Source organism: Streptomyces sp. CA-135486, assembly GCF_050936555.1.
Classification (GTDB): domain Bacteria; phylum Actinomycetota; class Actinomycetes; order Streptomycetales; family Streptomycetaceae; genus Streptomyces.
Map to the genome: position 1 here is coordinate 1,658,415 of NZ_JBNJMM010000001.1, position 25,291 is coordinate 1,683,705.

The window sequence follows — 25,291 nt, forward strand, 5'->3', positions numbered from 1 at the left end:
CTGTTCTGGCGAGACCTGAGGAGGGGAATTTCGTGAGTGATCTCTGGGGCTACGCTCCGGCCGCGGGCTACAACCCGGGAAACAGCCTGATCGGCTTCAAGGTAGAAGCCACTGACGGCAGCATCGGAAAGATCGACCGGCATTCCGACGAGGTCGGCTCGGCCTACATCGTGGTCGACACCGGTGTGTGGATCTTCGGGAAGGACGTACTGCTGCCGGCCGGCGTCATCGAGCGCGTGGACGCGGTCGAGCAGAAGGTGTACGTGTCCCGGACGAAGGACGAGATCAAGGCCGCGCCGGAGTTCGACAAGGAAAAGCACCTGGGAGACCCGGACTACCACCAGCGTCTGGGCTCCTACTACCAGCACCCGCGTGGCTGACCTCAGCCGCGTGTGACTCTCACGGTGGCGGCGAATGCCGTCCACCAGCGTGCATCAGAGCTTCAGCCGGGGGCACTCGGAGGCTCAGGACGCGCACCGCGCGCCCACACTGAGGGAGGGATCGTGACGTCGTCTCACGCACACGGCTGGGGCTGGGCCTCGAGATTCACGGCCCGCCGCTCCGCGCAGAAGCAGACGTTGACCGCCGCGGGGCGGGCGGGCTTCGCCGCCCGGGGCGTCGTGTATGTCCTCATCGGCGCGCTGGCCGTCAGGATCGCGCTGGGGAGCGGTGGCGAGGAGGCCGATCGCCAGGGCGCGCTTCGCCAGGTCGCGGAGCAGCCATTCGGCAGGGTGATGCTGTGGGCCCTTGTCATCGGCTTCGGCGGCATGGCGCTCTGGCGGGGCGCCCGCGCGGTGCTGGCAAGGGGGCGGCAGCGGAAGACCGCATCCCGGCTGCTGGACGGTGGCCGGGCGCTCTTTTACGCCGTGGTCTGCTGGGCGACTGCCGCGTTCGCCGCCGGGAGCGGCCAGGGCTCCAGCGGTGATGCGAAGTCGCAGGACTGGACGGCATCGGCGCTGGAACTGCCGTACGGACGTGTGCTGGTGGGTGCCGCGGGCTGCGTCCTGATCGGCGTCGGCGTGGTACTCGCCGTACGGGCGGGGCTGCGGCGCTTCCTGCGGCAGTTGGACACCGGCGCCATGAGCCGCCGTACGCGGCAGGCCGTGACCGGCCTCGGTGTGGGCGGCGGCGTGGCGCGCGGCGCTGTGTTTGCCGCGGCCGGGATCTTCATCCTGGTGGCGGCCGTCCGCTTCGACCCGCACGAGGCCAAGGGCGTGGACGCGACGCTCCGCAGCTTTGCGCACACCCCGATGGGGCCGTGGCTGCTGGTCGCCGTCGCCCTCGGACTGATTCTCTTCGGCGCCTTCTCCTTCGCTTCGGCGCGCTGGCGCCGTCTGTGACGTTCACCGGCTGAGGCCGTCAAGGCGCGCGGGTACCGTCCAGTGCACACAGAGGTCAGACGCTCAGGCCGGTGAGGGGTTCGCTGCCGTCGATGAAGGCGCGGGCGAGGTCGGACAGGCGCCGGTTGTGTGCGCGGGCATAACTGCGCAGTGCGGTGAAGGCCTGTTCCATGTCGATGCCCTGGCGTTCGGCGAGTCTGCCTTTGGCCTGTTCGATCAGTACGCGGCTGTTCAGCGCTGTCTGCAGCTGTTCGTTGAGAACGGTGCTGCGGTGGGTGGAGCGTTGTTGCAGCAGGCTGATGGTGGCGACGTCGGCCAGGGCCTGGGCGATGGGTGTGCCGACCGGGTCGACGGGGCCGGGATGGGTGCGGAAGAGGTTGAGGGCGCCGACGACCTCGTCCCGCAGACGCATCGGCAGGGCTTGGACTGCCGCGAACCCGCTCTGCTGGGCCTGCGCGACGAAGCGCGGCCAGCGGTCGGCCCCCGTGCGCAAGTCGGGGACCGTTACGGGGGCCCCGGTGTGGAAGCATTCCAGGCAGGGGCCTTCGTCGTTCTGGAGCTGAAAGAGCTCGAGCAGGCGTACTTGTTCGTCGGAAGCAGCCATCACCCGGAGTTCGCCTTCCCGGTCGGCGAGCAGAACGCCGGCCGCGCTGGCGCCGAGCATGCCGACGCACCGGTCGGTCAGCAGGCGGAGGAAGTCCATCAGTCGGCGAAAGTCAGCGCATCGGCCAGCTCCTCAGCCCTCAACCGGACGGGCACCGGGGAGTACAGGTCCAGAACTCAAGGACTGATCGCCCCCATGAGCAGGGGGCGCGAAGACGGCGAGCGCTCCTGCTTTCAGCGCCGCATCGGCGAACACGGGCCAGCGGACCTGAAGTTCACCGGTCCGCAGATCCGGCGTCAAGACGGCCGAGCCGTGTGTGAAGGCATCCACGCAGGGTCCGACGCCCAGGGTGAGTTAGCTCTTCCAGTTGCTCGCTGATGTCGTCGGTGCTGCACAACGGATGGCCGGCTGCGGTCCGGGACATCGCGGACACCCCGGCCCCGCCGATCGGCAGCGCGGCCACCGCCGCGGTACACACATCCACCACGCCGACCCGGGCACCACGCAGGGCCGCCTGCTCGGCCACCAGCACCCGGATCCGGGCCGACCGGCTTCGAGGCATCACCCCGGCCAAGGAGTCCGGGCTTGACCGTCGTGGATACGCGGCTTCTTCTGCCGGAGCCAGGCCATCACAGCACACCACCCGAGAGGGCAGGCACGATCGGAGCAAGCTGACGCGGCAGGGCTGGTACGGAGGGAGTGAGTCCCTTCCCGAGCGGAGCCGGCAGGCTTCCGAGCGGGGGGTCGAGAAACAGGAAGCCGGAGTCGGTGAGATCGACGAGCCGAGCCACCAGCAACGTCGGGTAGTGCAGTTGGAGGGCTCCGCCGGCTGCCGCGGTCTGTTGTGAGGCGTGGAGGAAGGCGTTGAGGCCGCTGCAGTCGCAAAAGGTGACAGCGGTGAGGTCGATGGTGCGGATGCCGTCGCGCAGGCACTGCTCCAGCGATTCGCGCACCAACGGCGCTGTTTCCAGGTCGATTTCACCGGCCAGGGTGATCAGCGACTGTTTCCTGCTGTCGTGACGGTAGACGTTCAGTTGGGGGAGGGGCATGGCGCCTCGGTTCGGAAGTCCATCCGGGCAGCGGGTGCGGTGGTGCCGGGGGCCGCTCGACGCAGCCATCTGTGTTGAGCAACCGCAGGCCGCCGGGGTCCGGGACGTCCGCGCCTCAGCATAGTCCCCGCCCGGTACGACGGGCGGCCGGAAGCCGCCCATTCTCAGGGCTTGGACGGTGGCGGGCGTGGTGCGGTGTGTGCAGCTCCGTCGCACTGACGAGGTGCCGGACGGCGCCGGCATGCGGCGCGGCACTCGCAGCCGCAAAGAAGAAGAGGTCCGGTCGTCGACCGCCGGCCTGTTCAAAGCGCTCGCGGTGATGACGCGGACCCTGCCCCGGGCCGGTCATGGGCCGGCCCGGTGTCGTGATTCGCCGAGAACGACACGAGCTTGACGGCTGGTGTGCGAAATGTTCTCGGTATCTCCAGGGTACTCCCGGACCGGCCCGCCGGGTCCGCCGTCGGGCAGCGGTTTGAGCGCACTGGAGAAGCGCCGTGACACGGATGGGCGCGCCCCCATGGGGGCGCGCCCACGACCGATGTCCGACGAATCAGAAGGACGAGACCTTGAGGAGGCGTTCCTTGGTGGCGTCGCCGTCCTGGGAGGGCCAGGTCCAGTCGTCGCTGCCGGCAGCCTGCAGCGCCGCCTTCACGACCTGGGGTGACGCGTTGGGGTGGGTAGCTCGGTACAGCGCCGCGCCGCCCGCGACGTGCGGTGCTGCCATCGAGGTGCCGGACAGCGTGGAGTAGCCGCCGAATCGGAAGGTGGAGCGGATGCACACGCCCGGCGCGATCAGGTCGACGTCGTCGCCGTAGTTGGAGAAGTCGGCGAAGGTGTCGTCCTGGTCGGTGCGGCAGGTGGGCCGGCCGAGCCCGCCGGGCTTGCCGTCGAAGTCTGCCAGGGCGCTGACGGTGATCACTTCGTCGTACGCGGCCGGGGTGGTGTTCTTCGCGTCGGCGTGGTCGTTGGCGGCCGCAACGGTGTAGGTGACGCCCCCGGCAACCGAATCGCAGATCGCCTCGTGCATGGCGTCGCCATTGTCCATGCCGCAGTTGCCGTCGTCGGTGCCCGCGCCGCCCAGACTCATGTTGGCGACGTCGATCTTGTCGGCGTGCTGGGTGACGTAGTCGATGCCGCAGATGACGTCCGACGTGCTGCCCGAACCGAGGGCGTTGAGCACCTGCACCGGCCAGATCCGGACGCCCGGTGCCACCCCGACCACTCCGGCGCCGTTGTCCAGGGCGCCGATGATTCCGGCGACATGGGTGCCGTGGCCGTGGTAGTCCTCAGGGGGCAGCGGGGGCAGGAAGGGCAGCAGGGGGGTCGTGCAGTTCTTGCCGCCGGCCCTGTACACGTTCAGGTCCGGGTGGTTCAGGTTGACTCCGGTGTCGATAACCGCGACGTCCGCATTGACCCGGGTGTCCCTGCCGTCGATGGCGGCGGTGGGGCTCAGGTCGGCCTCCACCCGGTCCACGCCGGTCGGGACCGACTGGGCGGCGGCTCGTACCATCCGGTCGGGCTGCACCGAAAACTGTGGGTCGTCGGCGAGCGCGGCTGCGGCGCTCGGAGTCATGGATGCCGCATAGCCGTGGAGGGCGTAGCGGTAGACGTGGTGCACCACCGCACCCATGGTGGCGGCATGTTCCACAGCGGCATCAACAGCCGCATCCAGGTTGGTGTCCCCGCGGGTGGCTGTGTCTTTGAGAGTCACGATGTACCGGCCGGGGATCTGACCGGAGTGAGCAGACTCCTGGGCCGCGGTAGAGGTCGGTGAAGCGGTCAGCAGGGCAAGAGCGAGGAGGGCGGCGCCGAAAAATTTGGGCATCCCGGACCTTTCGTGAGGGCGCTGAGGGGGCGAGCCAACCCGGCACTTCCGGGGCATTTGCCCCGGAATATTCGGTTCGCTATTGCGCCCACAGCTAGCAGGTTTGTGGCGGTATGACAGCCCGACATACGGCGACCAGGGGATTCCCTGACCCTCTGTCAACCATGTAGCCCTGTCGGGCGCTCGCCGCCGCGACTCACCTCTCGGGCCGCATCGACGGCCCGTCCCGCGGGTCCGGGCCGGCTCCGGCTGCTCAGGCGCACCCCGCACATGTGCGCCACGCCCTGCGCAGCCATCTCGGCAGCTACGGCGGCTCTGCCGCCGAGGTGGCCCGCCATTCCCGCTCGCCGTGGGTCGCCCGGATGCTCGGCCGCAAGGCCTGGCCCGGCACCGCGACGGCGGACGGACTCGCGCTGCTCGGCGGCGGGATTCTCGTCGTCGCCGATCCGCTGCCCGTCGGCACCGCGGCGCTCGCGATCATCGCGCCGGAAGCGGTCGCCGTACACCGGGACAAGCCCACCGGCAGCCCGCGGAATGTCTGGCCGGGCACCGTACGGGAGATCACCGCGACCGGCAGCCGGCTGCGCGTTCTGGTCGCCTCGCACCAGGCGCCGGACCTCGTGGCCGAGATCACTCCGCAGGCTTCGGCGAGGCCGTCGCGCCGCCGAACCGGGCCTCGCCGACGGGATTCCGTATGGATCAGTGTGAAGGCGACGGAAACGGTCATTGTGACGCTGTGAACCGACAGTGCCCGGTCGTTTCAAAAGAAAACTCACCAGTAACTGACTCGACGTCAAATCTCCTGTGGGTCGGCAATGTTAGGCATTCCTGGGACGGTCGAGGCTCACCGTCCTGTGTCGATGGTCGACAAGGGGACACAGTGACGTGAGCTGCGCACTCCTGCCCCCACCGAGCGAACCGGCCAACTCCGAACAAGAGTCGAGCTGCCTTTTCCTTTTTCTTGCAGGGCTCTGAATGGTCGCCGTTCCGGAACTCTTGTTCCACGGCTGTGAGTTGTGTAAGGGTGAGCTTCCCTCCCGTCCGAACAAGGTGATTTTTGTTCACTCGTTCGAAAAGGTTGCGGTATAGACCAACCGACCACGTGCGCACCCTTTCAAGCGACAGAAATCCTCGGTCCCGTTAGGCCGGGCCGGGGGCCGGAACCCCGCTCAACCCCCCACCGCAATGCCCTGGATGGATAGACGTCTATGCAGAATCCCCGTACTCCGGGACCCGTCCCTCCTCATGCCGGTCTCAGCTCCCAGGACTCCGACGAAGGTCTCGCCGCGACACTGCGGGCCAGCGAGGGGAAGGATGACGCCCGTCCCGTAGCAGTGCTGCTGGCGAGGCACTGGCAACCGGCGTTCGACTACGCATCGATCTGCACGCCTTCGGTCAAGGCGGCCTCCATGCTCGCCACGGCCGCCTGCAACAAGCTGTTGGAGAATCTTCGGCAGGCCCGTACGACGGCCGCTCTTCGTCCGCTGCTTCTGGTGACTGCCCGTCAAATCGGCAAGACGTGGGCGGCGGACGAGCGAATCACCGCGCTGTCCGAACTCCAGAATCCGGACACCGGACGATCGGTACCGGTCGACATGTTCACCATCCCGGAGAATCGCGCCCTCGTCGCACGGGCTTTCCAGGCAATGCCGGGGCCCGCCCAATGCCTGCTCTGGCATGCCGAGGTCGAGGCCGAGGGCATATCCGTACCGGCGGGTTTGCTGGCCATTGATCCCCGTAGCGCGGCATCCCAGCTCGAACAGGCGCGTGACATCTTCCGCGCGGGCTGCCTGCGGGTCCATCTGGAAACCGCGCCGGACCAGGACTGCCGCCACTACAGCCGTCTCCTCGACGTATCCCTGCGCCGCGGCGGCACCCTGATACCCGACATCCAGATGCATCTGGCGAAGTGCAAGCACTGCCGCTTCGCCGCCGAACAGCTCAACCAGGTCGACGGCCGGCTGGCCCTGCTGCTCGCCGAGGGCGTGCTCGGCCGGGCCGCCCAGCCCTACGTCGACTCGCGGCCCGCCCGCAACAACGCGCGCTCGCAGGCCCGGTCGGCCGGTGTGCGCAACGCGGTGCGCGGCGCCGGGCGGCACTCGCGGGGCGGCCGCCCGCGCGCGCTGCCCCGTATCAACTTCCGGGGCAGCCCCTTCCAGGTCCGCGGGCCCTCGCTGCTCCAGCGCGGGCGCGGGGCCGCCATCACCGGCCTCGGGATCGTGACGGGTCTGCTCGTTGTCGCGACCGTCGTCATCGCGCTCTGGCCCGAGGACGGCAGCCACGCCGGGCCGGTCGCCCCGAGCGGCTCCGCCACCGCGATGCCCGGACCCGGTTCCCGGGTACCGTCCAGCCCCGGCCCTGAGCCGTCGACCACGGCCGCCGGACTTCCGACGGGCCCGCTGAGCACCCGGCTGCGCAATGTCGACACCGGTCTGTGCCTCGATATCAGGGACCGCAGGGCGCAGCTCGGCGCGGAGGCGACGACGGCGGACTGTTCGACCTCCGTCACACAGGAGTGGGTGTACGAGAACGACGGGCTGCTGCGCAGTGCGGCCGCGGTCGACCTGTGCCTCAACTCCCATGCGCTGGACGGCGTGATGGTCCTCGGCCCGTGCACGGACTCGTCGGCGGTCAACGCGTCGGACGTGCGCTACGACCTGACCATCCAGGGCGATGTGATCCCGCGCTGGAACGACGGTCTTGCCGTCGTCCCCGCCTCAGCGGAGATCGGGTCGAGGGTGGTCGTCAAGGTCAGGGACGGGTCGCCGGCGCAGCGATGGGCCACCGACAACGTTGCCTCGGTCTTCCCCAAGATCAGACCGAGTGCGGACACCGGCAGGTCGGCGGCCAAGGAGGTCAACAACCTGCCGACGTCCGCGGTGCCCTCGTTGCCGCCCGAGGTGTCGGGTAGGACGCCGGAACCACGCGACGACGATCAGCAGGGGCAGGATCCGTACGGGGACGATCCGTACGGCGATGATCGGGACGGGCAGGATCCGCGGCCCGACACGCGACGCGCCGGCGACGACGGGTCGGGGGCGGACGACGGGTCCGACGGCCCGCCCGAGGAGTCCGCGCTCCGGCTGCGCCCCGCCGACGCGGCGGATCGACCCCGGCCCGGGCGGGCCTGCCGAGCCACGTGGTGCTCCCCCGCGTGGGGGAGACCGATCATGCCGACGGATGACGAGCGCGGTGGCCCGAACCCGGCACTGTGGTGAGGCGGTACCGGGGGAACGCACGAGGTGAGGCGGCGCCGCCGCGGGGCGCGGCCTCACCCCGTGCGTCCAGCGCGTGCTCTTCCGGACGCACTCGCCAGGTGAACCGGCCGGATGAACCAGGCAGGTGAACCGGCCGGATGAACCAGGCAGGCGAACCGGTCAGGTGAACTGGGGCATGTCGCCCACCGTCGTCTGCAGATCGATCACGGAGAACGCGGCACCCTGCTGGTCCGAGACCGCGGCGATGCGGCCGAAGGGGCTGTCCATCGGGCCGAAGTGCAGCTTCCCGCCGAGCCTGTTGACCGTGGCGACGGCGTCGTCGCAGTCCTGCACGGCGAAGTAGACATTGACGTACGGCGGCACCTCCGGCGGGAAGTCGGAGGTCATCTTGAGCCGGCCTGCGACCGGCCGGCCGCCGATGTTCCACACCGCGAAGTCGACCTGGTCGTCGGTCATCTTCTGGACCTCGAAGGGGAAGACGGCGGGGAAGAAGTCGTCCGCCTTGTCGGCGTCACGCGTGGTGACCTCGGCCCAGGCGTACGAGCCGGGCTCGCCGGTCTTCTCGAAGCCCTCGTGGCTGCCGGACTGCCAGGCGCTGAAGTACGTCCCGCTGGGGTCCCGGGCGGTGACCATGGTGCCGAACTCGCCGACCTGCATCGGCTCCATGGAGAGCGTTCCGCCGTTCTTCCGTATCTTCGCGGCGGTGGCATCGGCGTCGGGGGTGGCGAAGTAGAGGTTCCAGGCGGCCGGGGTGCCCTCCATACCGGGCATCTGCGGTGAGACGGCGGCGGCGGCCTTGCCGTCCGAGTACGCCTGTGTGTAGTAGCCGAATTCTTCCGAGCCCTCGTCGAACGTCCAGCCGAGCAGCTCACCGTAGAAGCGCTTGGCGCCTTCCAGGTCGGGGAACATGGCGTCGGTCCAGCAGGGCGTGCCTTCGGGGTGAACGGCCATGGGTCGAACCTCCTGGTCGGGGGTGCTTCCCTTTCACGCTATTCGGGTGAATGCGGGGGCGCGCGGCGAGCCGGGGGCGGCGCGGAAAATGTAAGGGGCCGTCTCCGCACTCGCTCATATACTGCGCGGCATGCCCACAGACACCGCCCGCCCCCGGATACTCGCCGATCTCACGCCACTGCGTACCTCCGCCGACTACCGGCGGCTCTGGGTCGGCAACACCATTTCCTGGGTCGGGCAGGGGATGACCGCCCTCGCCATTTCGCTCCAGGTGTACGACATCACCCGCTCCACCTTCGCCGTGGGGCTCGTCGGGCTCTGCTCGCTCCTCCCGCTGGTCGCCTTCGGGCTCTACGGCGGGGCCATCGCCGACACCGTCGACCGGCGCACGCTCGGGCTCGCCAGTTCGAGCGGGTCCGCCGTGCTGTCCGCCGCCCTCGCGGCAGGGGCGTTCATCGGATTCCGGCACGTCTGGTTTCTGTACGCCGTCGTCGCGCTGCAAGCCGTCTGCGCCGCCGTCAACTCCCCGGCGCGCAGCGCCATGATCCCGCGGCTGCTGCCGCCCGAGCAGCTGCCCGCAGCCAATGCGCTCAGCTCCATGACCATGACCTCGGGCACGCTGCTCGGGCCGATGCTCGGCGGGCTGATCGTCGGGTTCGCGGGGTACCAGACCGCGTATTTCATCGACGCCGTCGCCTTCTCCGCGTCGCTGTACGCGATGTGGCGCCTGCCCTCCATGCGCCCCGACCGCGCGGCCGGGGCCAAGAAGGCGTCCGTGCTGGACGGGCTCCGCTTCCTCGCCACCCGGCCCAACCTGCGGATGACCTTCTTCTCGGACTTCTGCGCCATGATCCTGGCCCATCCGCGGGCGCTCTTCCCGGCCGTCGCCGTCCTCTGGTACGGAGGCGACGCCCGCACCACCGGACTGCTGGTCGCCGCCCCGGCCCTGGGCGCGCTGCTCGGCGGGGTGTTCTCCGGCTGGCAGGGGCGGATCCGCAGGCACGGACTTGCGGTACTGCTCGCCGTCGGCGCCTGGGGGATCGCGATCGCCGTCTTCGGGCTCACCCGCAACCTCTGGCTCGGGCTGTTCTTCCTCGCCCTCGCCGGCTGTGCGGACACCGTCTCGATGGTCTTCCGGAACACGATGCTGCAGACCGCCGCCCCGGACGAGATGCGCGGCCGTCTCCAGGGCGTCTTCATCGTCGTCGTCGCGGGCGGCCCGCGCCTCGGCGACTTCCTGGCCGGCAGCGTCGCCGATCTGACCTCGCCGACGGTGACGGTGACGGGTGGTGGCATCGCCTGTGTACTCGCGATCTCCCTGCTGGCCCTGCGCTGGCGCGGGTTCGCGCGCTACGACGCCCGCAAGCCGACGCCGTAGCCGACGCTGTGGCTTCAGCACTCGCGCCGGCTGCCGATCGGCAGTGGTTCAGGGAAGCGGGAGCGCGACCTTGACCGCGTACACCGCCACCAGGCCGTAGCCGAGCCGGAAGGTCCAGGCGCGGGCGGCGTCCGAGATGCGTGCGCCCGCGAAACCACTGGCCGCGACCAGCAGTTGCTGCCACCCGAATGAGGCCAGGAAGACCCCGCCGACGAATACGGCCCCGGCCGCGCCGGTCACCAGCGCCGCGCCCTGGGCGGTGGTCAGGGCGGCGAAGTACAGCGCGGTCGTGGGGTTGATCAGCGTGAGCGCGGCGTACCGGGTGAACGTGCGCACCGGTCCGGCGCCGTCGCTCCCGCACTCGGCGACCGGTCCCGGATGCCGCGAGGCGACCAGCCCGCGCACGGCGATCACCGCCAGCACGGTGGCCGACACCAGCCGGACCCAGGCCTCGACGCCGGAGAGCGCGGAGGCGACGAGGGGGCCGAGCGCGGTCGCCACGGCGGCGTACGCGCAGTCCACGACGGCGACCGCCGCCGCGGCGGCCACCGCACCGCGGCGGTCGCGCATGCCCTGCTGGATGAGCAGCACACCCACCGCCCCCACGGGCATCGCCACTCCCAGGCCCGCTGCCGCACCCGCCATCGCCGTCGTCCACATCTCACTCATGGCGCACACTGTCGGGCCGCGGCCGCTGCTCACGCGGTCGAATTACGGCTCTTACTGCGACAATCGCGGTATGGACGGCCTCGACAGTGAAATCCTCGGTGTGCTGCGCCAGGATGCGCGGATCTCGTACCGCGATCTCGGCGTCCGGGTCGGCCTCAGTGCCAACGCCGCCGCCGACCGGGTACGCCGGATGCTCCGCGACGGAGTCATCCGCGGCTTCACCACCCTCGTCGACCCCACGGCCGACACCCGCGCGGGTCTCGTCGTCTTCATCGACGTCACGCTCCGGCTCGACACGACGAACGAGGAGTTCGAGCGGGTCGTGCTCAAGCTGCCCGGCATCACCGAGGTCGTCCATGTGACGGGCGCGCACGACTATCTCGTACGGGCCAGAGCCGCTGACCCCGCCGAACTGGACGCTCTGCTGCGCACCCTCAAACGCGAGGCCGGCGTCGCCCAGTCATCGACCCGGATCGCCCTGCGGGCCGCCACCGGGGCGCCCGCGATCTGAGGGTGCCGCAGTCCTGTCGGTGTTCCGTCCTCAGCCGGCTTCGACGAGCGGATCGGGGGCAATCGGCTGGATCTTGCCTTCCAGCATCGAGCCGAGGCCGAGCACGGCGCAGACGTCGGGCCGTTCGGCGATGTTCACGGGCATTCCGGTCGCATCCCGCAGCATCTGGTCCAGGCCCGGCAGCAGCGCGCTTCCGCCGACCATCATGATCCCGCGGTCGGCGAGATCGGCGACCAGGTCCGGCGGGCAGTCCCGCAGCACCTTGCCGATGCCGTCGAGCACCGAGGTGAGCGGGGTGTGGATCGCGTTCCGTACGGCGGCGGTGTCGACCCGCACCGAGCGGGCGAGGCCGGTGGCCACGTCCCGGCCGTGAATCTCGGTGGACGCGGGGCCATGGGGGGTCAGGCCGTTGCCGTGCAGCGCCAGTTGGAGGGGGCGTACGGACTGGCTGGGCAGCATCAGTTCGTGCTGGTGGCGCAGATGCTGGATCACCGCATGGTCGATGGCGTTGCCGCCCACCGGGATCCGCACGGCGGTGACGATCGCGCCGAGCGAGAGCACGGCGACCTGCGTGGTCGCCGCGCCACACACCATGATCATGGTCGCGGTGGGCTGCTCGACGGGCAGTCCGCAGCCGACGGCCGCGGCGATCAGGGTGTCGACCAGTTCGACCCGGCGGGCGCCGAGGCCGACGAGGGTCTCGACGGCGGCGCGCTCGGCGAGCGGGTCGCTGTCGTGCGGGGTGCAGGCGGCGGCGCGCAGTCGCGGTTTGCGGCGCAGCTGGCGGCGGAGCTTCTCGCCGAGGAGGTGGCTGAGCATCCGCTGGGCCATGTCGATGTCGACGATGGTGCCGCCGGAGATGGGGCGGGCGACGCGGATGTAGTCGGGCGTACGGCCTGTCATCTTCTCGGCCAGCTCTCCGACCGCGATCAGCGCGCCGGTGCGGGTGTTGACGGCGGCGGCGCTCGGCTCGTCGACGACGAGCCCGGCCCCCTTCACGAAGACCCTGGTCCTCGCTGCTCCCAGGTCGACGGCGACATGGCAACGGCGCAACTGCTCAAGGCTGACGGTCACGGCGGATCCTCCCGAGTGCGGTACTTGTTCGCATCGTGCGATCGCCACGGGAGGTGCGCGCGCTGGGTGAGCCGGTCGGGGGTACGGAGCTGACGCACCGCCAGATCTGTTCAGCCGTTCGGGGGGCGGCACATGTGCCTGCCATGCCCGCCCGCTCAGTTCAGCCGCCTCTGCAGAAGGCCCCAGCAGAACTCCGCCACGCACCGCTCTCCGCCCGGCAGCGTGATCTCCAGCTGCCATCGTGTCGGCGCCGAGCCCTCCATCGGCCTCGCCGGCGGGAACGCCCTCGCCACCTCGTCCACCGTGCAGGACCACGGCACCAGATCATCGGCCGTACGCAGCTCCGGCCCCGCCGCCCGCGGGGCGCGGACCAGCCACTCGTTCCACACCGCCCCGCCCTCCGCGGCCAGCACCTCGAAGCGCAGATCCGGCCAGAGCGGCAGCGGCCACAGCAGTGCGTCGCACTCCAGATCGCCGATCTTCCGCCGTACGACCCGTTCCGGCTCGCCGAGCACCGAACGGTATCGGGCGAGCGCACCCCGGCTCCTGGGTGCCCGGACCATCGCCTGCCAGCGGCGGTTGGCCTCGCGCATCTGCGCCACCGAGACCCCGAGTCCCGCGCGGGCGTCCTCGACGAGATCCGGTTGATGGTCGGCCATCCGGCGCAGCAGCACCAGCTGGAAGTCGAGGGGACCGAACGGCGCGGCTGCTGTCATGCGCGACATTCTGCCCGGCCGTGTGGTTCGAACGCGCCGTCAACCGCACGAAGCTAACTCGCCGCGATAGTGAAGGTTCCGCACAACATCCTCACAATCTCATCCACCTCTCGTACTCCCCGCCGCATAGCCTGCGGACGCCATGGATTACTGCCACCAGTGTCGACGGCACCTCAACGGCGCGCTGGCCTGCGCAGGCTGCGGCACCCCCGTCGAGGAGCTGCGGCATCTCAGCCCCAGTGCGCCCGCGGCGGACCACGTCTACGAACTCGACGAGGTGTCCGAGCCCGTGGGCCATCGGCGTTCCCGCCGTCAGCCCCCGTCGCGCCGCAAGCCCCCGGCCGGACGCCGGGGCCGTAAGCGGCGTGGCCGCAAGGTGCTGTTCGGCACGGTCGGCCTGGTGCTCGCGGCGGGCGCGTTGTGCCTGGCCGAGCTGGCCCTGGAGAATCCGGGCGACGAGGGCGCCGCCACCGCCGTGAGGGAGGACCCGAGCGTCGAGACGGAGCCCCCTCCGGAGCCGACGGACGACGATGTGACTCCTCCGGGTCCCGACGAGGTGACCGAACCGGCCGTCACGTCGTCCAGTTCCGCGCACCCCACGAGCACCGGGTCCGGCAAGGGTCCGGGCGGCAGTGGTTCCGGGAAGCGGAGGGCCGGCGGACCGGTCGGCGGCGGCCCGTCCGCCGCTCCCTCCGCGGGCGAGCCCTCCAGCAGCGCGGAACCGTCGACCACCGGGCGGCCGAGCACGACGGGCACGGCGGACCCTTCGCAGCCGCCCCCGCAGCCGACGCCGACCCCCACCCCCACCGAGACCTGCAATCAGTTCCTCTTCTGGTGCATCTAGCCCCTGGTGCATACGACGGGCAGGAGTGGCCGAGAGGCTACGGCGTCTGCTCGCCCAGCATCCTTCTGAGCAGGTCCCGCAGCACCGTCCGCTCCTCCTTGGAGAGTTCCGCCAGCGGCTCGCGCGCGAAGTTCAGCGATTCCCGCAGATTTCGTGCGGTCTCGGCTCCCTCCTCGGTCGGCGCGGCGAGCTTCACCCTGCGGTCGTTCGGATCCGGCCGCCGCTCCACCAGGCCGTGCGCCTCCAGCCGGTCCACGATGCCGGTGATGTTCGACGGCTCGCACTTCAGCTGCTGCGCGACCCGCCGCATGGGCATGGGCTCCAGAGCCAGCAGCCCGAGCACCCGCGCCTGCGCCCCGGTCAGTGAGTGCCTGGCCGCCGCCTGCTCGTACTCCGTGTGGTAGCGGGCCACGACGGTGCCGATGAGCGCGACGACTTCGGTGGTCAGGGGATCTGTTCGTGGTGTGGCCATGGGCACCAGGATACCCGGATACTTGACAACATAAAATATCGAGGCGCATGGTTGTTTCAGAAGTGAAGCTTTTCTAGGAGGAACGAGCATGTCCGCATTTCCCGCATCTGGCCGTGAATGGCACCTCGTCGCACGTCCGCACGGCTGGCCCACGGCGGAGGACTTCGCTCTGCGTGAGGCGCCGGTGTCCGAGCCGGCCGAGGGTCGCATCCTCGTACGCAATCTGTACTTCTCGGTGGACCCCTACATGCGCGGCCGGATGAACGACGTGAAGTCGTACGTCCCGCCGTTCCAGCTCGACCGGCCCATGGACGGCGGCGCGGTCGGCGAGGTCATCGCGTCCAACGCCGAGGGCTTCGCCGTCGGCGACCACGTCCTGCACGGCCTCGGCTGGCGCGAGTACGCCGATGTGCCCGCCCAGCACGCCACCAAGGTCGACGCCTCCCTCGCCCCGCTCTCCGCCTACCTCGGCGTGCTGGGCATGACCGGCCTCACCGCCTATGCCGGTCTCTTCGACGTCGCCTCCTTCAAGGAGGGCGACGCGGTCTTCGTCTCCGGCGCGGCCGGCGCGGTCGGCAGCCAGGTCGGCCAGATGGCGAAGCTCAAGGGCGCGTCCCGCGTCATCGGCTCGGCGGGCTCGGACGAGAAGGTCAAGCTCCTCGTCGAGGAGTACGGCTTCGACGCGGCCTTCAACTACAAGAACGGCCCGGTCGGGCAGCAGCTGAAGGAAGCCGCCCCGGACGGCATCGACGTCTACTTCGACAACGTCGGCGGGGACCACCTCGAGGCCGCGATCTCCTCGCTCAACGTGCACGGCCGCGCCACCATCTGCGGCATGATCGCCCAGTACAACAGCACCGAGCCGACCCCGGCACCGCGCAACCTCGCCATGGTCATCGGCAAGCGGCTGCGCCTGCAGGGCGTGCTCGTGGGCGACCATGCCGCCCTCCAGCCGCAGTTCGTCCAGGACGTCGCCGGCTGGATCGCCTCCGGCGAGCTCAAGTACAACGAGACCGTCGTCGAGGGCATCGAGAACGGCTACGAGGCCTTCGCCGGTCTGCTGCGTGGCGAGAACACCGGGAAGATGATCGTTTCGCTCGCCCAGTAGTCTCCTCCCAGCCACCGCGGTCGTGGGCGCGAGCCGCGGTGAACCACAGAAGGAAATCTCTTCATGTCCATCCAGCAGTCCGACGTCCTGTACACCGCCGTGGCCACCGCGCAGAACGGCCGTGACGGGCGCGTCGCCACCCATGACGGTCAGCTCGATGTCGTCGTCAACCCGCCGAAGGAGATGGGCGGTTCCGGTGCGGGCACCAACCCGGAGCAGCTCTTCGCCGCCGGTTTCAGCGCCTGCTTCCAGGGTGCGCTGGGTGTCGTCGCCCGCCAGGAGAAGGCCGACATATCCGGCTCGACCGTCACCGCCGAGGTCGGCATCGGCAAGAACGACGAGGGCTTCGGGATCATCGTCAAGATCTCCGCGGACATCCCGAACGTGGACGCCGCCACCGCCAAGGACCTGATCGAGAAGGCCCACCAGGTCTGCCCGTACTCCAAGGCGACCCGCGGCAACATCACGGTCGACCTCGCGGTCTGACCGGCACGGCGCAGGTGAGGGCCGCACCCCGCCCGGGGTGCGGCCCTCAGTACGTGATCAGCAAGTGGTCAGCAAGTGATCAGCAAGTGATCAGCGCGTCAGCAGCGCCCGGCCGACCTGCGCGAACACGCCCTTCGGATGGTCGCGGAACAGCGGCTCGGTGCCGAACAGCACCACCGGCGCGCCCTTCGCCGTCGTACCGCTGACGATCGACGCACGGCCCGCCGCGTCCTTCGGGCCGCCCGTGCCGTCCTCCAGCGCCCGCCAGTGGCCCGCGATCAGCGGGTTGCCGGTGCCGTACGACTGGTCGGCGCGCACACCCGGGCCGAGGTCCGTGAACCAGAGCGGCGAGTACACGAAGGTGTGCGCCGGGGCGCCGCCGGTGATCGCGCCGTCGGCGTTGGCCACGCGCACCACACCGTTGGCGTCGCCGTTGCCGGCGACCGCCTTGGCCGCGAGCAGCCCGGCAGCCGCGCTGAACGCGGCGCCGTCCGAACCGAGCCCGACCACGCCGACACCGCTGCCGAGGAACGCCTTGCGGGCTGCGGGCGTCAGCTTTCCGTACTCAAGCCCGGCCGACACATACAGCACATCCGCCTTCGACCAGTCGAAGCCCGCGTTGAGGGCCTCCGTCGACACCGGCAGTACCTCGAAGCCCATCTCACGCAGCGCGAACTGCTCGCCCGCCGTCACCGCCGCGGCGACCCGGGTCCGCATCAGCGGCGCGACACCGTGCTCCTTCGTGGCCGTGAACCGGACCCCGAAACGGTCCGCGAGCACGGCCGCCCGCTCCCGCGCGGACGCCGGCACGATCGCGGACCCGTCCGCCGTACGCCGCACCGAAACTCCCTGCGCGAGCAGGGAGTTGACGGCGGCCAGTTCCTTCGGATCGTCGAGCCGCAGCCGCAGATCCCCGAACGGGGCCACCTGGCCGGTGGGCGACGCGGCATGGACCGGACGGCTCACCACATGGAGCTCGCCCCTGGCGGCCTTCTCCACTGTGGCGCCCCACAGCAGGCCCAGGCTCCAGCCCGAGATGTCGTACATCGTGGCGACGTCCCCGCTGATGTCCCGGCCGTCGGCCAGGATCACATTGGCGATGCCGCGCTTGGACTGGTGCATGTCGACGACGTACGACCCCGCCGGATAGCTCCGGCCCGCGAGCCTGAAGGGCAGCACCGCCCGCTCGACCCGCACATCGTTGACGACCAGATGGTCCACCAGACGGGCAGCCGCGGTCGCCGACCTCTGCCCGCGCCCGGCCGGGATGACATACGCGCGCGGGAAGGCCGTGGTGTACACGTCCTCGGGGCCGATGCCAGGCACCCCCGGCACGGTCTTCTCGGACACCGGCCGCTGCGCCTCGCCCGCCGCACCCCGCCGGAAGGTCTCGATCTGGTCGGCGATCACCGAAGTGCGGTGCGTGCGCGTGTAGTCGAGCGTCGCGCGCATCGCCGCGCCCGCGATGTCCGTGTTGATCGCGGCCCGGCGGCGCAGCTCGGCGACCGGCAGGGAGTCGTACTCCTCGTTGTTGACCGCCATCGGGAACTCGATGGTGTGCGCGGCCACCGCGCCCTGGAACGGCATGTACTGCGGGGTGAAGATGGGCGGCCAGTCGTCCCAGCCCTCCTTCTGGTCCCGGAAGGGGATGACGGCGGGCTCGACGCCGTCCTTCGCCGGGGTGTACCCCAGCCCGTTGACGGCCTTCTCCATGCCCAGGGCATTGGCGTAGGCGTTCTTCAGGAAGAGGTCGTACTCGTAGTTCTCGCCGTGCGGCGGAGTCGTCGGCTCGATCAGTGTGCCGTTGACGTACCCGTGCAGATCGAGCATGACGGCGGGCTGCTTGTCGATGGCGATCTGCCGGATGGCCCGCGCCTCGGGCTGGGAGCCGGTGATGAAGTCACGGTTGAGGTCGAAGCCGTTGGCATTGACGCGTGTCCCGGCGATACGGCCGTCCGGGTTCGCCGTCACATTGAGATAGATGCGGTTCTTCGACAGCAGTTCGCGGGTCGTGCCGTCCTTCGCCTTCGCCAGCTGCTCGATGAGCTTCAGGGCGGCGTCCGTGCCCTCCCACTCATTGCCGTGGATGTTGTTGTTGATGAACAGCGGCGTCTTGTACGAGGACTTGATGCGCCGGTCCTTGGCTGCGGCGGCCGGGGAGTTCTCGATCCGCTCCCGCATCCGCTCCTGCTCGCGCGCCTGGCGTGAGCTCTCGGGGGCGGTGACGGTGACGAGATACAGCTCGTGCCCGCCGGCGGACCGCCCGGCGACTTCGACGCTGACCCGGTCGCTGAGCTTCTGCAGGGTGTTCAGCCGGGGGGCGAGCGAGTGGTACGGCGCGAGCCCCAGCTTGATCGACTTGTCGGCCGGGTTCACGGGCGGCGCGTCGAGGACGGTACGGCGCGGATAGCCGCCGCTCCTGGTGAGCTCGGGCGTCGCGCTCCGCAGCGCATCGGCCGTGGCCGAGAGCGGAGCCCGGGCAGCCGTGGTGTCGCGCCCGCCGCCTTCGCGTACGTGGTGCGGCCCGTCGCGACCGGGCGCGCCGGGGACGGCGGTCGCGGGCCCCGGCGCGAGCAGCAGCGCCCCGGCGAGCGCGGCGGTGACGGCCAGGACGGGTCTGTGTGTGCCCATGCGTACGTGCCTCCGGAGTGTCGTAGTCGATCAGCGCAACGATCAGTACGCAGGGGTCTACCGGTTCAACTCCCGAACAACAAGAGGTGCTTGAGCGTGACACCCGTTTCGCAGGCCACCGTCTCCGGCCTCACGACTGGTGGATCACGCCACCCCGATAGGGTGGCCGGTATGCGTGATCTCGGGGTGGGCTTCGGCTATTTGGTGAAGGGCCAGCGGTGGGTGGCCGGGCACGGCCGGTGGTTCGGCTTCGGGCTGCTGCCGGGGCTTGTGACCCTGGTGCTGTACGCCGCCGCGCTGCTGTCCCTCGCCTACGGCGCCGACGACCTGGCCGGCTGGGCGACACCGTTCGCCGACGACTGGTCCTCGCCCTGGCAGGGGCTGGTCCGCGGCTCTCTGACCGTGCTGGTCTTCGCCTTCGGGCTGTTCCTCGCGGTGATCACCTTCACGGCGGTGACGCTGCTGGTCGGCCAGCCCTTCTACGAGTCACTGTCCGAGCAGGTCGACCGCAGCGAGGGCGGCGAGGTCCCCGAGTCGGGGCTGCCGCTCTGGAGGGAGCTGTGGATCTCCGCCCGCGACTCCTTGCGGGTCGTGCTGCGCGTGGTGCTGTACGGAGTGCTGCTCTTCGCGCTCGGCTTCATCCCGGTCGTCGGCCAGACAGTCGTCCCGGCGCTCGGCTTCTGTGTCTCGGGCTTCTTCCTCGCCGAAGAGCTCACCGCGGTCGCCCTTCAGCGGCGCGGCGTCGAGCTGAAGGAGCGTCTGGGGCTGCTTCGGGGCCGCAGAATGCTCACGCTCGGCTTCGGAATCCCGCTGACGCTCGCCTTCCTGGTGCCGTTCGTCGCGGTCTTCCTGATGCCGGGTGCGGTGGCAGGGGCGACGCTGATGGTGCGGGATCTGGTGGCGCCGCCCGAGAGCGACGACGCGCCCCCGACCTCGTACTCCTTCACCAAGGGCTAACCGACACTCGCCACCGCCAGGCCCGGGTCCCCGGTGCCCGCGTCGGCGATCCGCTCACCGTCCGGGCCCCAGACCGCACTGCCGCCCCGGCACTCCCCTTCCTCGTTGCGCCCCAGGACATTGGCGAGCACCACATACAGGCCGTTGTCCCGGGCCCGCGCCGGATACACCGTGTCGAGCGAGTCGTTCTCGGTATTGAGCACCGAACTGGCCAGATATGCCCGGCAGTTGTCGGCCCTTGCCCGCTCGGCGATGTCCGGGAAGCGATTGTCGTAGCAGGTCGCCAGCGCGAACCGGACGCCGTCCAGGGTGAAACGGCCGTCCTCGGAGCCCGCCGCGAAGATGTCGTTCTCGACCCCGTGCAGATGCAGCTTGATGCCCCTATGGATGTCAAGCAACAGCTCCTGCGGGACCTGTGTGGTCAGCGGGGACGCCCGTGGTGACGATGAGCCGGTAGATCTCTCGTGCGACGTACCGTTTCAGGCAGCGGATGATCTCTCGCCGCGTCTTGCCTTCGGCGAGGCGTCGCTGCAGGTAGTCCCGGGAACGGTCATCCCAGCGCAGGCGGCTGAGGACGATCCGGTAGAGGGCGGCGTTGGCCTGGCGGTCGCCACCGCGGTTGAGGCGGCGGCGCTGGGTCTTGCCGGAGGATGCCTCGACCGGGCTGGTGCCGCACAAGGCGGCGAAGGAGGCCTCGCTGGTGAGGCGTTCGGGGTTGTCGCCGGCGGAGATGAGTAGGGCTGCGGCGCTGTCCGGCCCGACACCGCGGACGTCAAGCAGGCCGGGGGTACTTGCATCGACGGCGGCGGCTATTTGCTGGTTGAGGTCGTCGATCTCCTCGGTCAGGTGCTGGATGCGGCGGGCCAGCAGTCGCAGCGTGTGGCGGGCGGCGAGGACGGGCCCGGCTCCCCGGGTCTCCAGCTGGGCGCAGCGTTTGAACAGGTGCGGGTTGGTGAGTCCGGCCAGCGACTCGCGCAGGCCGGAGTCTGCCGAGACGAGGACGCTCTTGAGCTGGTTGATCGCCTGCGTCCGCGACTTGATCGCGGATCCTTTCGCCAGCTTGAACAGCCGCAGCATCTCCACGGGGCCGTCGCTTGCCTTCGCCATGGAGGTCGCGCGTCCGGACAGCACCGCGCGGGCGGCGGCCTCGGCATCGATGGCATCGGTCTTCCCGTGGCGTCGGCGTGCTGCCTTGTCGGGCTGGTTGACCTCGGTCACCTCGATGCCTTCGGCGTGCAGGTGCCGGGCCAGCGCGGCGCCGTAGGAGCCGGTGCACTCGACTCCGGCCCGTCGCAGCGTGCCGAACGAGCGGGCCCAGGCGACGAGCTGGCGATAGCCTTCGGCGGTGGTCTGGAAGCTGCGGCTGTCCAACGTGGCCCCGAGCAAGGTGATCACGGCGGCCGCGTGGACATCCTTGTGGGTGTCCACGCCGAGCAGAACCTCCTCCGCGGCGTCGGCTGGAACGTGACATGGGGCAGCGGATTGCGTGATGCTGGGCAAAGGTCGCCTGTCTCCTGATCGCCTCGGGAACCGGTGGCTGTCGCCGGGCCGGGGACGGTCAAGACTGTGACGGTGCCTGTCGCGAAGGCCCCTATCGGGACACGTTCCCTGCCCGGCGGCAGCAAGTACCGCCCCAGGCAGTGGCCGACAGATCAAACTCAAGGCACGAAGCCAGTCGTAGCGCGAGTCAGGCCACCGCCCGGAGCGGCACCCGATCATCCTCACAGTCGTAGCGCGCCAGCAGCCCGCCGCCCGGCCCGATGACGAGCGAGCTGATGCCCGGCCGGCCGCTCTCGGTCGGCACCGGGCCGCCCACGACGGCTACCGTCGAGGTGGCGCGGCAGGCCTGCCGTACCGGATCGAGACGCTTGTCGTCCTCGGCCGGCCAGAGCCCGGGGTCCTGGCGGATCAGCCCCAACTCGTACCCCGTCAGTGCCAGTTCGGGGAAGACGACCACCCGGGCGCTCTGCTCGGCGGCCGCGCGGATCAGGCCGTCCATGCGATGGACGTTGGCCTCGATATCACCTGGTATCGGTGCGAACTGCCCCGCTGCGACGATCATGTGCCCCATCATCGCCGTCTCACGATCCGGAAGAAACCCCGGGCCCCTTGATCGGCGGGGCCGGCCTGGCGAGCATCGGCGTATGACCGAAATGATCGCCGTAGCAGTCATCACCGTCCTCGCCGTCATCAGCCCGGGTGCCGACTTCGCGATGGTCGTACGCAACAGCTACCTGTACGGGCGTACGACGGGACTGTTCGCCGCGGCCGGTGTGGCAGCCGGCGTGCTCGTCCATGTCACCTACACGATGCTCGGCGTCGGACTGCTGATCGCCGCGAACACGGCCTTGTTCACCGCGATCAAGCTGGTCGGCGCCGCGTATCTCGTCTACATCGGTCTGCGGACCTTCTTCGCCCGCGGTGATGTCGCCGTCGATCTGGCCTCGAAGCCTCAGCTGTCCCGGTTCGGCGCGCTGCGCACCGGCTTCCTGACCAATGCGCTCAACCCGAAGACGACCCTCTTCGTGGTCGCCACCTTCACGCAGGTCGTCGGGCCGGGGACACCGGTGTGGCAGCAGGCGGGCTACGGGCTCTTCATGTCCTTCGCGCACTTGGCCTGGTTCGGTCTTGTCGCGCTCTTCTTCTCCGACTCCCGGCTGCGCACGGCGATGCTGCGCCGGCAGAAGGTCCTCAACCGGGCGATCGGTTCGGTGCTGGTGGGTCTCGGCGTCACTCTCGGCTTTGCCCGCTGACCGCGGCGATTCGGACACGGGACAGGTCCTCGTCCGCCAGTTCGGGATATGCGGTGAGCGTCGCGTGGACCGCCTCCAGTACGGGGAGTTCTGCGGCGGCCGTCGCGAGCGCCACGTCCTTGGCGGCGAGTGTCACCGGGTAGTGGGCGTCCGTCGCGTAGGCGCGGGCCACGGCTCCGGACAGCGGGCCCTTGGACAGCTCGGCCTTGGCGAGGTCCTCGGGGAGGCCGAGGCGCAGCCCGAGGGCCATCGCCTCGGCGACCAGGGGCAGCTGTCCCGTACGCCCCGACATGAGGCTCGTGGGGCCCAAGAAAATCGCCTGTCGTACTGCCCGACCCCCGTTCAGGGACGTCAGGCAGTCGACTCCGCCGCCACGCGGATGATCTCCCGCACCTGCGCGATGATGTCCAGGCGGTTCTGGACGAACTCCGGGTCCGTGATCTCCGTCGTGTTCCCCGCGCCGAACTGCAGTACCGGCGTATGCACATGACCTCCCGGGATCGTCAGCCCCAGCCGGTCCCGCAGCAGCGTCGCCCGGTACGCGATCTCGTTCGAGAGGTAGTTGCCACCGCCCCCGGCGCGCGCCGTCGAGCCTGCCGTCGGACCGTCGGGGCGGACCACCGGGTCCGATCCGCCCGCCGGGATCTCCGTCACCGTCGTGTTGTCGTACACCGGGAAGTGCCCCGTGTTCGCCGCCACAATCGCCTTGTACGGAAGCGTCGTCGTCGTCCACTGCGGCTGCGACGCCGGGTCGTTCACCGGCACCGTCTCCGTACGCGAGACGTTCTCGTTGTCGCCGAACCCGCCCCGCCACGCACCATTGGTGCGCTCGATGTCGATCCGGCCCACCCGCCCCTGGCTCACCGTGGTGAACAGATCCGCCTTCGGCAGCTGCGTACGCAGGGTCCGCTCGACCGTGCCGTCCGCGAAGTCCTGCCAGCGCACGGGGAAGACCGCGGTCTCGATCCTCGCCGGTCCTTCGGCCGTACGGATCCACGTGCCGTCCAGCGCCAGCGCCGTCGCCCCGGACGGATTGCTGATACGTATGTCACGGTCCAGCGTGAAGGGGTCGAAGCCCGTCATCACAATGCGCTTGATGCCCTTCCCCGCCGGAAGGTTCATCGAGTCCTGACCGCGCGAGGAACGCTCAAGCCGGTCGAGCAGCCGCTCACGCTCCGTGTCGGTCAGCCCGAACCCGGGCTGCCAGGAGCGCAGTTCACGGGTCATGCCGAGCCGCGCCCAGTACAGCGGCCGGTCGTCGTCCCGGCTCAGATCGCCCCGTGCGGGCCCGCGGCCCTGGGCCCGGTCGACGGCCCGGTCCCACAGTCGTGAGCCATGGCGTACGACGGCCCGCTCGGCCTGCCGGTACGACGACGCCCTCTGAAGCGCCTCCGCGAACCCTGGCGCCACGGTGTCGAATCCACTGCGCCGCAGGATCTCCTGGGGCACGGCCTTGTCGAGCCGCGCCTCCTCGACCGTGACCGCGGGAGCCGACCCCGAGGGCGGCGCCGGCTCCGCGGCGGCGAGCGGCGGTGCCGCGAAGGCAAGGGTGACGAGGGCGACGCCAACTACGTCCAGGCGGGCGCGTATCCGGGACACGTGAATCCTTCCGTCGGGTGGCGGAAGTATCACCTTCGGACAATGGACCTGGCTACCCTGCCACTTTGGCCACACCCGCCCCGGCAGCCCTGCAGGACGGCCGGGTGCTCGTACCGCTCTCCCCGGGCGCCGCGATCACCCGCCCGGAGGGTCATGAACGCGGCGCGGTCGCCGCCGTGACATTGCGGTAGGCGATCTCCGCCAGCCGGCCCTGCCCGTTCTTGCTCGGGTGGAACCAGTCCCAGCGGCTCAACTGGTCGCCGGTGAACCGGAAGTCGAAGACCGCACCGCCGTCGTACCGGCAGCGCATGTCCTTCCCGCAGACGTCCTTCAGCACCTCGTTGTACGCCACCACCCGCTCATGCACCCGGGTCCGCCGCTGCTGTGCCTTCGGGCTCTCGTCGTCCGCGTTGCCCAGCATCGACGCGCAGATGCCCAGCTTCCAGATCTGCTTGCCCAGCGGGTTGCCGCGCCCCGTCGACCAGAGCCGTTTGAGATCCGGCACGCTCGACACGTACACCTGGGTCTTCGGCGCCGTACGCCGTAACTCCTTCAGCGCACCCTCGAAGGACCGGCGGAAGGCGTCGACCGGCGTCATCCGGGCCTCCGAGTCCGCGCAGGCGTCATTCGCGCCGACCATGACGGTCACCAAGTCGGGCTTCTTCGCCGCGGCCTGCTTCATCTGCTCGGCCAGATCGGCGACATCCGCGCCGGAGCGCGCGTAGTTCCAGCTGCGCTCGGCCACCGCGGGCGCGCCGATCAGCCGCAGCGCCAGGCTGCGCACCGTCGTGTCCGTGCCGGTCGCCCAGGACACCTCCGGGCAGTCCGAGAGGACGACACACGCGTCGAACCCGCGGGTGATGGAGTCGCCGACCGCGGCGATCGAGTCCGGGCTGCGGTCCCAGAGGGGAGTGGGCTTCGGGGAGGGCCGCCGCGTGGCGGGGGAGCCGTTCCCTCTGGTGTCCGACGAGGAGTCACATCCCGCGAGCGCGCCGGTCAACAGGAGGAGCGTTGCCGTCAGGGCTGCCGCCGCATCGCGCGAGCGGCGCGTCCGACTTGTCTCCCGCATCCCCAGTACTCCTCCGTATCACCTGTCCGTGACGTCC

25 protein-coding genes and 1 pseudogene are annotated in these 25,291 nt (G+C 70.1%); 11 read left to right on the forward strand and 15 right to left on the reverse strand.

The features are described from left to right. Positions 1-32 precede the first annotated feature (32 nt). Positions 33-380: a PRC-barrel domain-containing protein gene (locus ACQEVG_RS07430; RefSeq protein ID WP_432978793.1), complete on the forward strand. Its 348-nt coding sequence runs from the start codon at positions 33-35 to the stop codon at positions 378-380. A gap of 123 nt (positions 381-503) precedes the next feature. Continuing rightward, positions 504-1,340, forward strand: coding sequence for a DUF1206 domain-containing protein (locus ACQEVG_RS07435; protein WP_432978796.1), 837 nt, complete (start codon positions 504-506; stop codon positions 1,338-1,340). A 55-nt stretch (positions 1,341-1,395) separates the two neighbouring features. On the opposite strand, the gene ACQEVG_RS07440 is transcribed toward ACQEVG_RS07435, so the two are convergent. The 3 genes from ACQEVG_RS07440 to ACQEVG_RS07450 all read right to left on the reverse strand — a co-directional run bounded on the left by ACQEVG_RS07440 (position 1,396) and on the right by ACQEVG_RS07450 (position 4,818). Next, complete coding sequence (locus ACQEVG_RS07440; RefSeq protein WP_432978799.1) at positions 1,396-2,043, reverse strand: ANTAR domain-containing protein; 648 nt, start codon at positions 2,041-2,043, stop codon at positions 1,396-1,398. Between the two features lie 530 nt (positions 2,044-2,573). Continuing rightward, positions 2,574-2,993: an STAS domain-containing protein gene (locus ACQEVG_RS07445; RefSeq protein ID WP_432978802.1), complete on the reverse strand. Its 420-nt coding sequence runs from the start codon at positions 2,991-2,993 to the stop codon at positions 2,574-2,576. 550 nt (positions 2,994-3,543) lie between these two features. Next, on the reverse strand, positions 3,544-4,818 hold the full coding sequence (locus tag ACQEVG_RS07450; RefSeq protein ID WP_432978805.1) for a S8 family peptidase: 1,275 nt from the start codon (positions 4,816-4,818) through the stop codon (positions 3,544-3,546). 176 nt (positions 4,819-4,994) lie between these two features. Between ACQEVG_RS07450 and ACQEVG_RS07455 the strand changes: the two are divergent. Further along, positions 4,995-5,558: pseudogene (locus ACQEVG_RS07455) on the forward strand (TOBE domain-containing protein); the annotation flags it as partial. A 468-nt stretch (positions 5,559-6,026) separates the two neighbouring features. Beyond that, positions 6,027-8,036 carry an RICIN domain-containing protein gene (locus ACQEVG_RS07460; protein WP_432978808.1) on the forward strand — a complete coding sequence of 670 codons (2,010 nt, stop codon included), beginning with the start codon at positions 6,027-6,029 and terminating at the stop codon, positions 8,034-8,036. A gap of 159 nt (positions 8,037-8,195) precedes the next feature. On the opposite strand, the gene ACQEVG_RS07465 is transcribed toward ACQEVG_RS07460, so the two are convergent. Next, complete coding sequence (locus tag ACQEVG_RS07465) at positions 8,196-8,987, reverse strand: VOC family protein (RefSeq protein ID WP_432978811.1); 792 nt, start codon at positions 8,985-8,987, stop codon at positions 8,196-8,198. 130 nt (positions 8,988-9,117) lie between these two features. Here ACQEVG_RS07465 and ACQEVG_RS07470 point away from each other — a divergent pair, with 130 nt between their 5' ends. Continuing rightward, complete coding sequence (locus tag ACQEVG_RS07470; protein ID WP_432978814.1) at positions 9,118-10,365, forward strand: MFS transporter; 1,248 nt, start codon at positions 9,118-9,120, stop codon at positions 10,363-10,365. 48 nt (positions 10,366-10,413) lie between these two features. On the opposite strand, the gene ACQEVG_RS07475 is transcribed toward ACQEVG_RS07470, so the two are convergent. Beyond that, a complete protein-coding gene (locus ACQEVG_RS07475; protein ID WP_432978817.1) occupies positions 10,414-11,034 on the reverse strand; it encodes a LysE family transporter in 621 nt (206 codons plus the stop codon). Between the two features lie 70 nt (positions 11,035-11,104). Between ACQEVG_RS07475 and ACQEVG_RS07480 the strand changes: the two genes are divergently transcribed. Then, positions 11,105-11,545, forward strand: coding sequence for an Lrp/AsnC family transcriptional regulator (locus ACQEVG_RS07480; protein ID WP_432978820.1), 441 nt, complete (start codon positions 11,105-11,107; stop codon positions 11,543-11,545). A 30-nt stretch (positions 11,546-11,575) separates the two neighbouring features. Here the strand turns inward: ACQEVG_RS07480 and ACQEVG_RS07485 are convergent, their stop codons facing one another. Together ACQEVG_RS07485 and ACQEVG_RS07490 are read right to left on the reverse strand one after the other, a co-directional pair. Beyond that, the gene (locus tag ACQEVG_RS07485) at positions 11,576-12,619 is read right to left on the reverse strand and encodes a rod shape-determining protein (protein ID WP_432978823.1); all 1,044 of its coding nucleotides are present in this window, start codon (positions 12,617-12,619) and stop codon (positions 11,576-11,578) included. 155 nt (positions 12,620-12,774) lie between these two features. Beyond that, on the reverse strand, positions 12,775-13,335 hold the full coding sequence (locus ACQEVG_RS07490) for a hypothetical protein (RefSeq protein ID WP_432978826.1): 561 nt from the start codon (positions 13,333-13,335) through the stop codon (positions 12,775-12,777). A gap of 142 nt (positions 13,336-13,477) precedes the next feature. Between ACQEVG_RS07490 and ACQEVG_RS07495 the strand changes: the two genes are divergently transcribed. After that, the gene (locus ACQEVG_RS07495; protein WP_432978829.1) at positions 13,478-14,179 is read left to right on the forward strand and encodes an SCO2400 family protein; all 702 of its coding nucleotides are present in this window, start codon (positions 13,478-13,480) and stop codon (positions 14,177-14,179) included. Between the two features lie 37 nt (positions 14,180-14,216). Here the strand turns inward: ACQEVG_RS07495 and ACQEVG_RS07500 are convergent, their stop codons facing one another. After that, complete coding sequence (locus ACQEVG_RS07500; RefSeq protein ID WP_432978832.1) at positions 14,217-14,651, reverse strand: MarR family winged helix-turn-helix transcriptional regulator; 435 nt, start codon at positions 14,649-14,651, stop codon at positions 14,217-14,219. 88 nt (positions 14,652-14,739) lie between these two features. Between ACQEVG_RS07500 and ACQEVG_RS07505 the strand changes: the two genes are divergently transcribed. Continuing rightward, complete coding sequence (locus ACQEVG_RS07505) at positions 14,740-15,759, forward strand: NADP-dependent oxidoreductase (protein ID WP_432978835.1); 1,020 nt, start codon at positions 14,740-14,742, stop codon at positions 15,757-15,759. A gap of 63 nt (positions 15,760-15,822) precedes the next feature. Then, positions 15,823-16,245 carry an organic hydroperoxide resistance protein gene (locus ACQEVG_RS07510; RefSeq protein ID WP_432978838.1) on the forward strand — a complete coding sequence of 141 codons (423 nt, stop codon included), beginning with the start codon at positions 15,823-15,825 and terminating at the stop codon, positions 16,243-16,245. 90 nt (positions 16,246-16,335) lie between these two features. Here the strand turns inward: ACQEVG_RS07510 and ACQEVG_RS07515 are convergent, their stop codons facing one another. Continuing rightward, on the reverse strand, positions 16,336-18,876 hold the full coding sequence (locus tag ACQEVG_RS07515; RefSeq protein WP_432978841.1) for a M14 family zinc carboxypeptidase: 2,541 nt from the start codon (positions 18,874-18,876) through the stop codon (positions 16,336-16,338). 171 nt (positions 18,877-19,047) lie between these two features. On the opposite strand from ACQEVG_RS07515, the gene ACQEVG_RS07520 reads away from it, so the two are divergent. After that, complete coding sequence (locus tag ACQEVG_RS07520) at positions 19,048-19,833, forward strand: EI24 domain-containing protein (RefSeq protein ID WP_432978844.1); 786 nt, start codon at positions 19,048-19,050, stop codon at positions 19,831-19,833. Here the strand turns inward: ACQEVG_RS07520 and ACQEVG_RS07525 are convergent. The 3 genes from ACQEVG_RS07525 to ACQEVG_RS07535 all read right to left on the reverse strand — a co-directional run bounded on the left by ACQEVG_RS07525 (position 19,830) and on the right by ACQEVG_RS07535 (position 21,895). Then, positions 19,830-20,231: a carbon-nitrogen hydrolase family protein gene (locus ACQEVG_RS07525; RefSeq protein WP_432978847.1), complete on the reverse strand. Its 402-nt coding sequence runs from the start codon at positions 20,229-20,231 to the stop codon at positions 19,830-19,832. The two genes, ACQEVG_RS07520 and ACQEVG_RS07525, sit on opposite strands and share 4 nt — an antisense overlap. After that, entirely contained in the window at positions 20,224-21,333 is a 1,110-nt protein-coding gene (locus ACQEVG_RS07530) for an IS110 family transposase (RefSeq protein ID WP_432978850.1), read from the reverse strand. The genes ACQEVG_RS07525 and ACQEVG_RS07530 overlap by 8 nt, the downstream gene beginning before the upstream one ends. A gap of 187 nt (positions 21,334-21,520) precedes the next feature. After that, entirely contained in the window at positions 21,521-21,895 is a 375-nt protein-coding gene (locus ACQEVG_RS07535) for a carbon-nitrogen hydrolase family protein (protein WP_432978853.1), read from the reverse strand. 82 nt (positions 21,896-21,977) lie between these two features. Here ACQEVG_RS07535 and ACQEVG_RS07540 point away from each other — a divergent pair, with 82 nt between their 5' ends. Beyond that, positions 21,978-22,586, forward strand: a complete 609-nt coding sequence (locus ACQEVG_RS07540) for a LysE family transporter (RefSeq protein ID WP_432978856.1) — start codon at positions 21,978-21,980, stop codon at positions 22,584-22,586. Here the strand turns inward: ACQEVG_RS07540 and ACQEVG_RS07545 are convergent. The 3 genes from ACQEVG_RS07545 to ACQEVG_RS07555 all read right to left on the reverse strand — a co-directional run bounded on the left by ACQEVG_RS07545 (position 22,564) and on the right by ACQEVG_RS07555 (position 25,254). After that, complete coding sequence (locus ACQEVG_RS07545) at positions 22,564-22,896, reverse strand: hypothetical protein (protein ID WP_432978859.1); 333 nt, start codon at positions 22,894-22,896, stop codon at positions 22,564-22,566. The two genes, ACQEVG_RS07540 and ACQEVG_RS07545, sit on opposite strands and share 23 nt — an antisense overlap. Positions 22,897-22,937: 41 nt before the next feature. Continuing rightward, positions 22,938-24,185: a pyroglutamyl peptidase gene (locus tag ACQEVG_RS07550; RefSeq protein ID WP_432978862.1), complete on the reverse strand. Its 1,248-nt coding sequence runs from the start codon at positions 24,183-24,185 to the stop codon at positions 22,938-22,940. Positions 24,186-24,336: 151 nt separating this feature from the next. Continuing rightward, the gene (locus ACQEVG_RS07555) at positions 24,337-25,254 is read right to left on the reverse strand and encodes an SGNH/GDSL hydrolase family protein (protein WP_432978865.1); all 918 of its coding nucleotides are present in this window, start codon (positions 25,252-25,254) and stop codon (positions 24,337-24,339) included. Positions 25,255-25,291: the final 37 nt, after the last annotated feature.

Excerpts from the sequence above, each read along its gene's own strand:
- ACQEVG_RS07440 (WP_432978799.1), bottom strand. The coding sequence starts at position 2,043 with ATGGACTTCCTCCGCCTGCTGACCGACCGGTGCGTCGGCATGCTCGGC.
- ACQEVG_RS07445 (WP_432978802.1), bottom strand. The coding sequence starts at position 2,993 with ATGCCCCTCCCCCAACTGAACGTCTACCGTCACGACAGCAGGAAACAG.
- ACQEVG_RS07450 (WP_432978805.1), bottom strand. The coding sequence starts at position 4,818 with ATGCCCAAATTTTTCGGCGCCGCCCTCCTCGCTCTTGCCCTGCTGACC.
- ACQEVG_RS07460 (WP_432978808.1), top strand. The coding sequence starts at position 6,027 with ATGCAGAATCCCCGTACTCCGGGACCCGTCCCTCCTCATGCCGGTCTC.
- ACQEVG_RS07465 (WP_432978811.1), bottom strand. The coding sequence starts at position 8,987 with ATGGCCGTTCACCCCGAAGGCACGCCCTGCTGGACCGACGCCATGTTC.
- ACQEVG_RS07470 (WP_432978814.1), top strand. The coding sequence starts at position 9,118 with ATGCCCACAGACACCGCCCGCCCCCGGATACTCGCCGATCTCACGCCA.
- ACQEVG_RS07475 (WP_432978817.1), bottom strand. The coding sequence starts at position 11,034 with ATGAGTGAGATGTGGACGACGGCGATGGCGGGTGCGGCAGCGGGCCTG.
- ACQEVG_RS07480 (WP_432978820.1), top strand. The coding sequence starts at position 11,105 with ATGGACGGCCTCGACAGTGAAATCCTCGGTGTGCTGCGCCAGGATGCG.
- ACQEVG_RS07490 (WP_432978826.1), bottom strand. The coding sequence starts at position 13,335 with ATGACAGCAGCCGCGCCGTTCGGTCCCCTCGACTTCCAGCTGGTGCTG.
- ACQEVG_RS07495 (WP_432978829.1), top strand. The coding sequence starts at position 13,478 with ATGGATTACTGCCACCAGTGTCGACGGCACCTCAACGGCGCGCTGGCC.
- ACQEVG_RS07500 (WP_432978832.1), bottom strand. The coding sequence starts at position 14,651 with ATGGCCACACCACGAACAGATCCCCTGACCACCGAAGTCGTCGCGCTC.
- ACQEVG_RS07505 (WP_432978835.1), top strand. The coding sequence starts at position 14,740 with ATGTCCGCATTTCCCGCATCTGGCCGTGAATGGCACCTCGTCGCACGT.
- ACQEVG_RS07510 (WP_432978838.1), top strand. The coding sequence starts at position 15,823 with ATGTCCATCCAGCAGTCCGACGTCCTGTACACCGCCGTGGCCACCGCG.
- ACQEVG_RS07515 (WP_432978841.1), bottom strand. The coding sequence starts at position 18,876 with ATGGGCACACACAGACCCGTCCTGGCCGTCACCGCCGCGCTCGCCGGG.
- ACQEVG_RS07520 (WP_432978844.1), top strand. The coding sequence starts at position 19,048 with ATGCGTGATCTCGGGGTGGGCTTCGGCTATTTGGTGAAGGGCCAGCGG.
- ACQEVG_RS07535 (WP_432978853.1), bottom strand. The coding sequence starts at position 21,895 with ATGATCGTCGCAGCGGGGCAGTTCGCACCGATACCAGGTGATATCGAG.
- ACQEVG_RS07540 (WP_432978856.1), top strand. The coding sequence starts at position 21,978 with ATGACCGAAATGATCGCCGTAGCAGTCATCACCGTCCTCGCCGTCATC.
- ACQEVG_RS07555 (WP_432978865.1), bottom strand. The coding sequence starts at position 25,254 with ATGCGGGAGACAAGTCGGACGCGCCGCTCGCGCGATGCGGCGGCAGCC.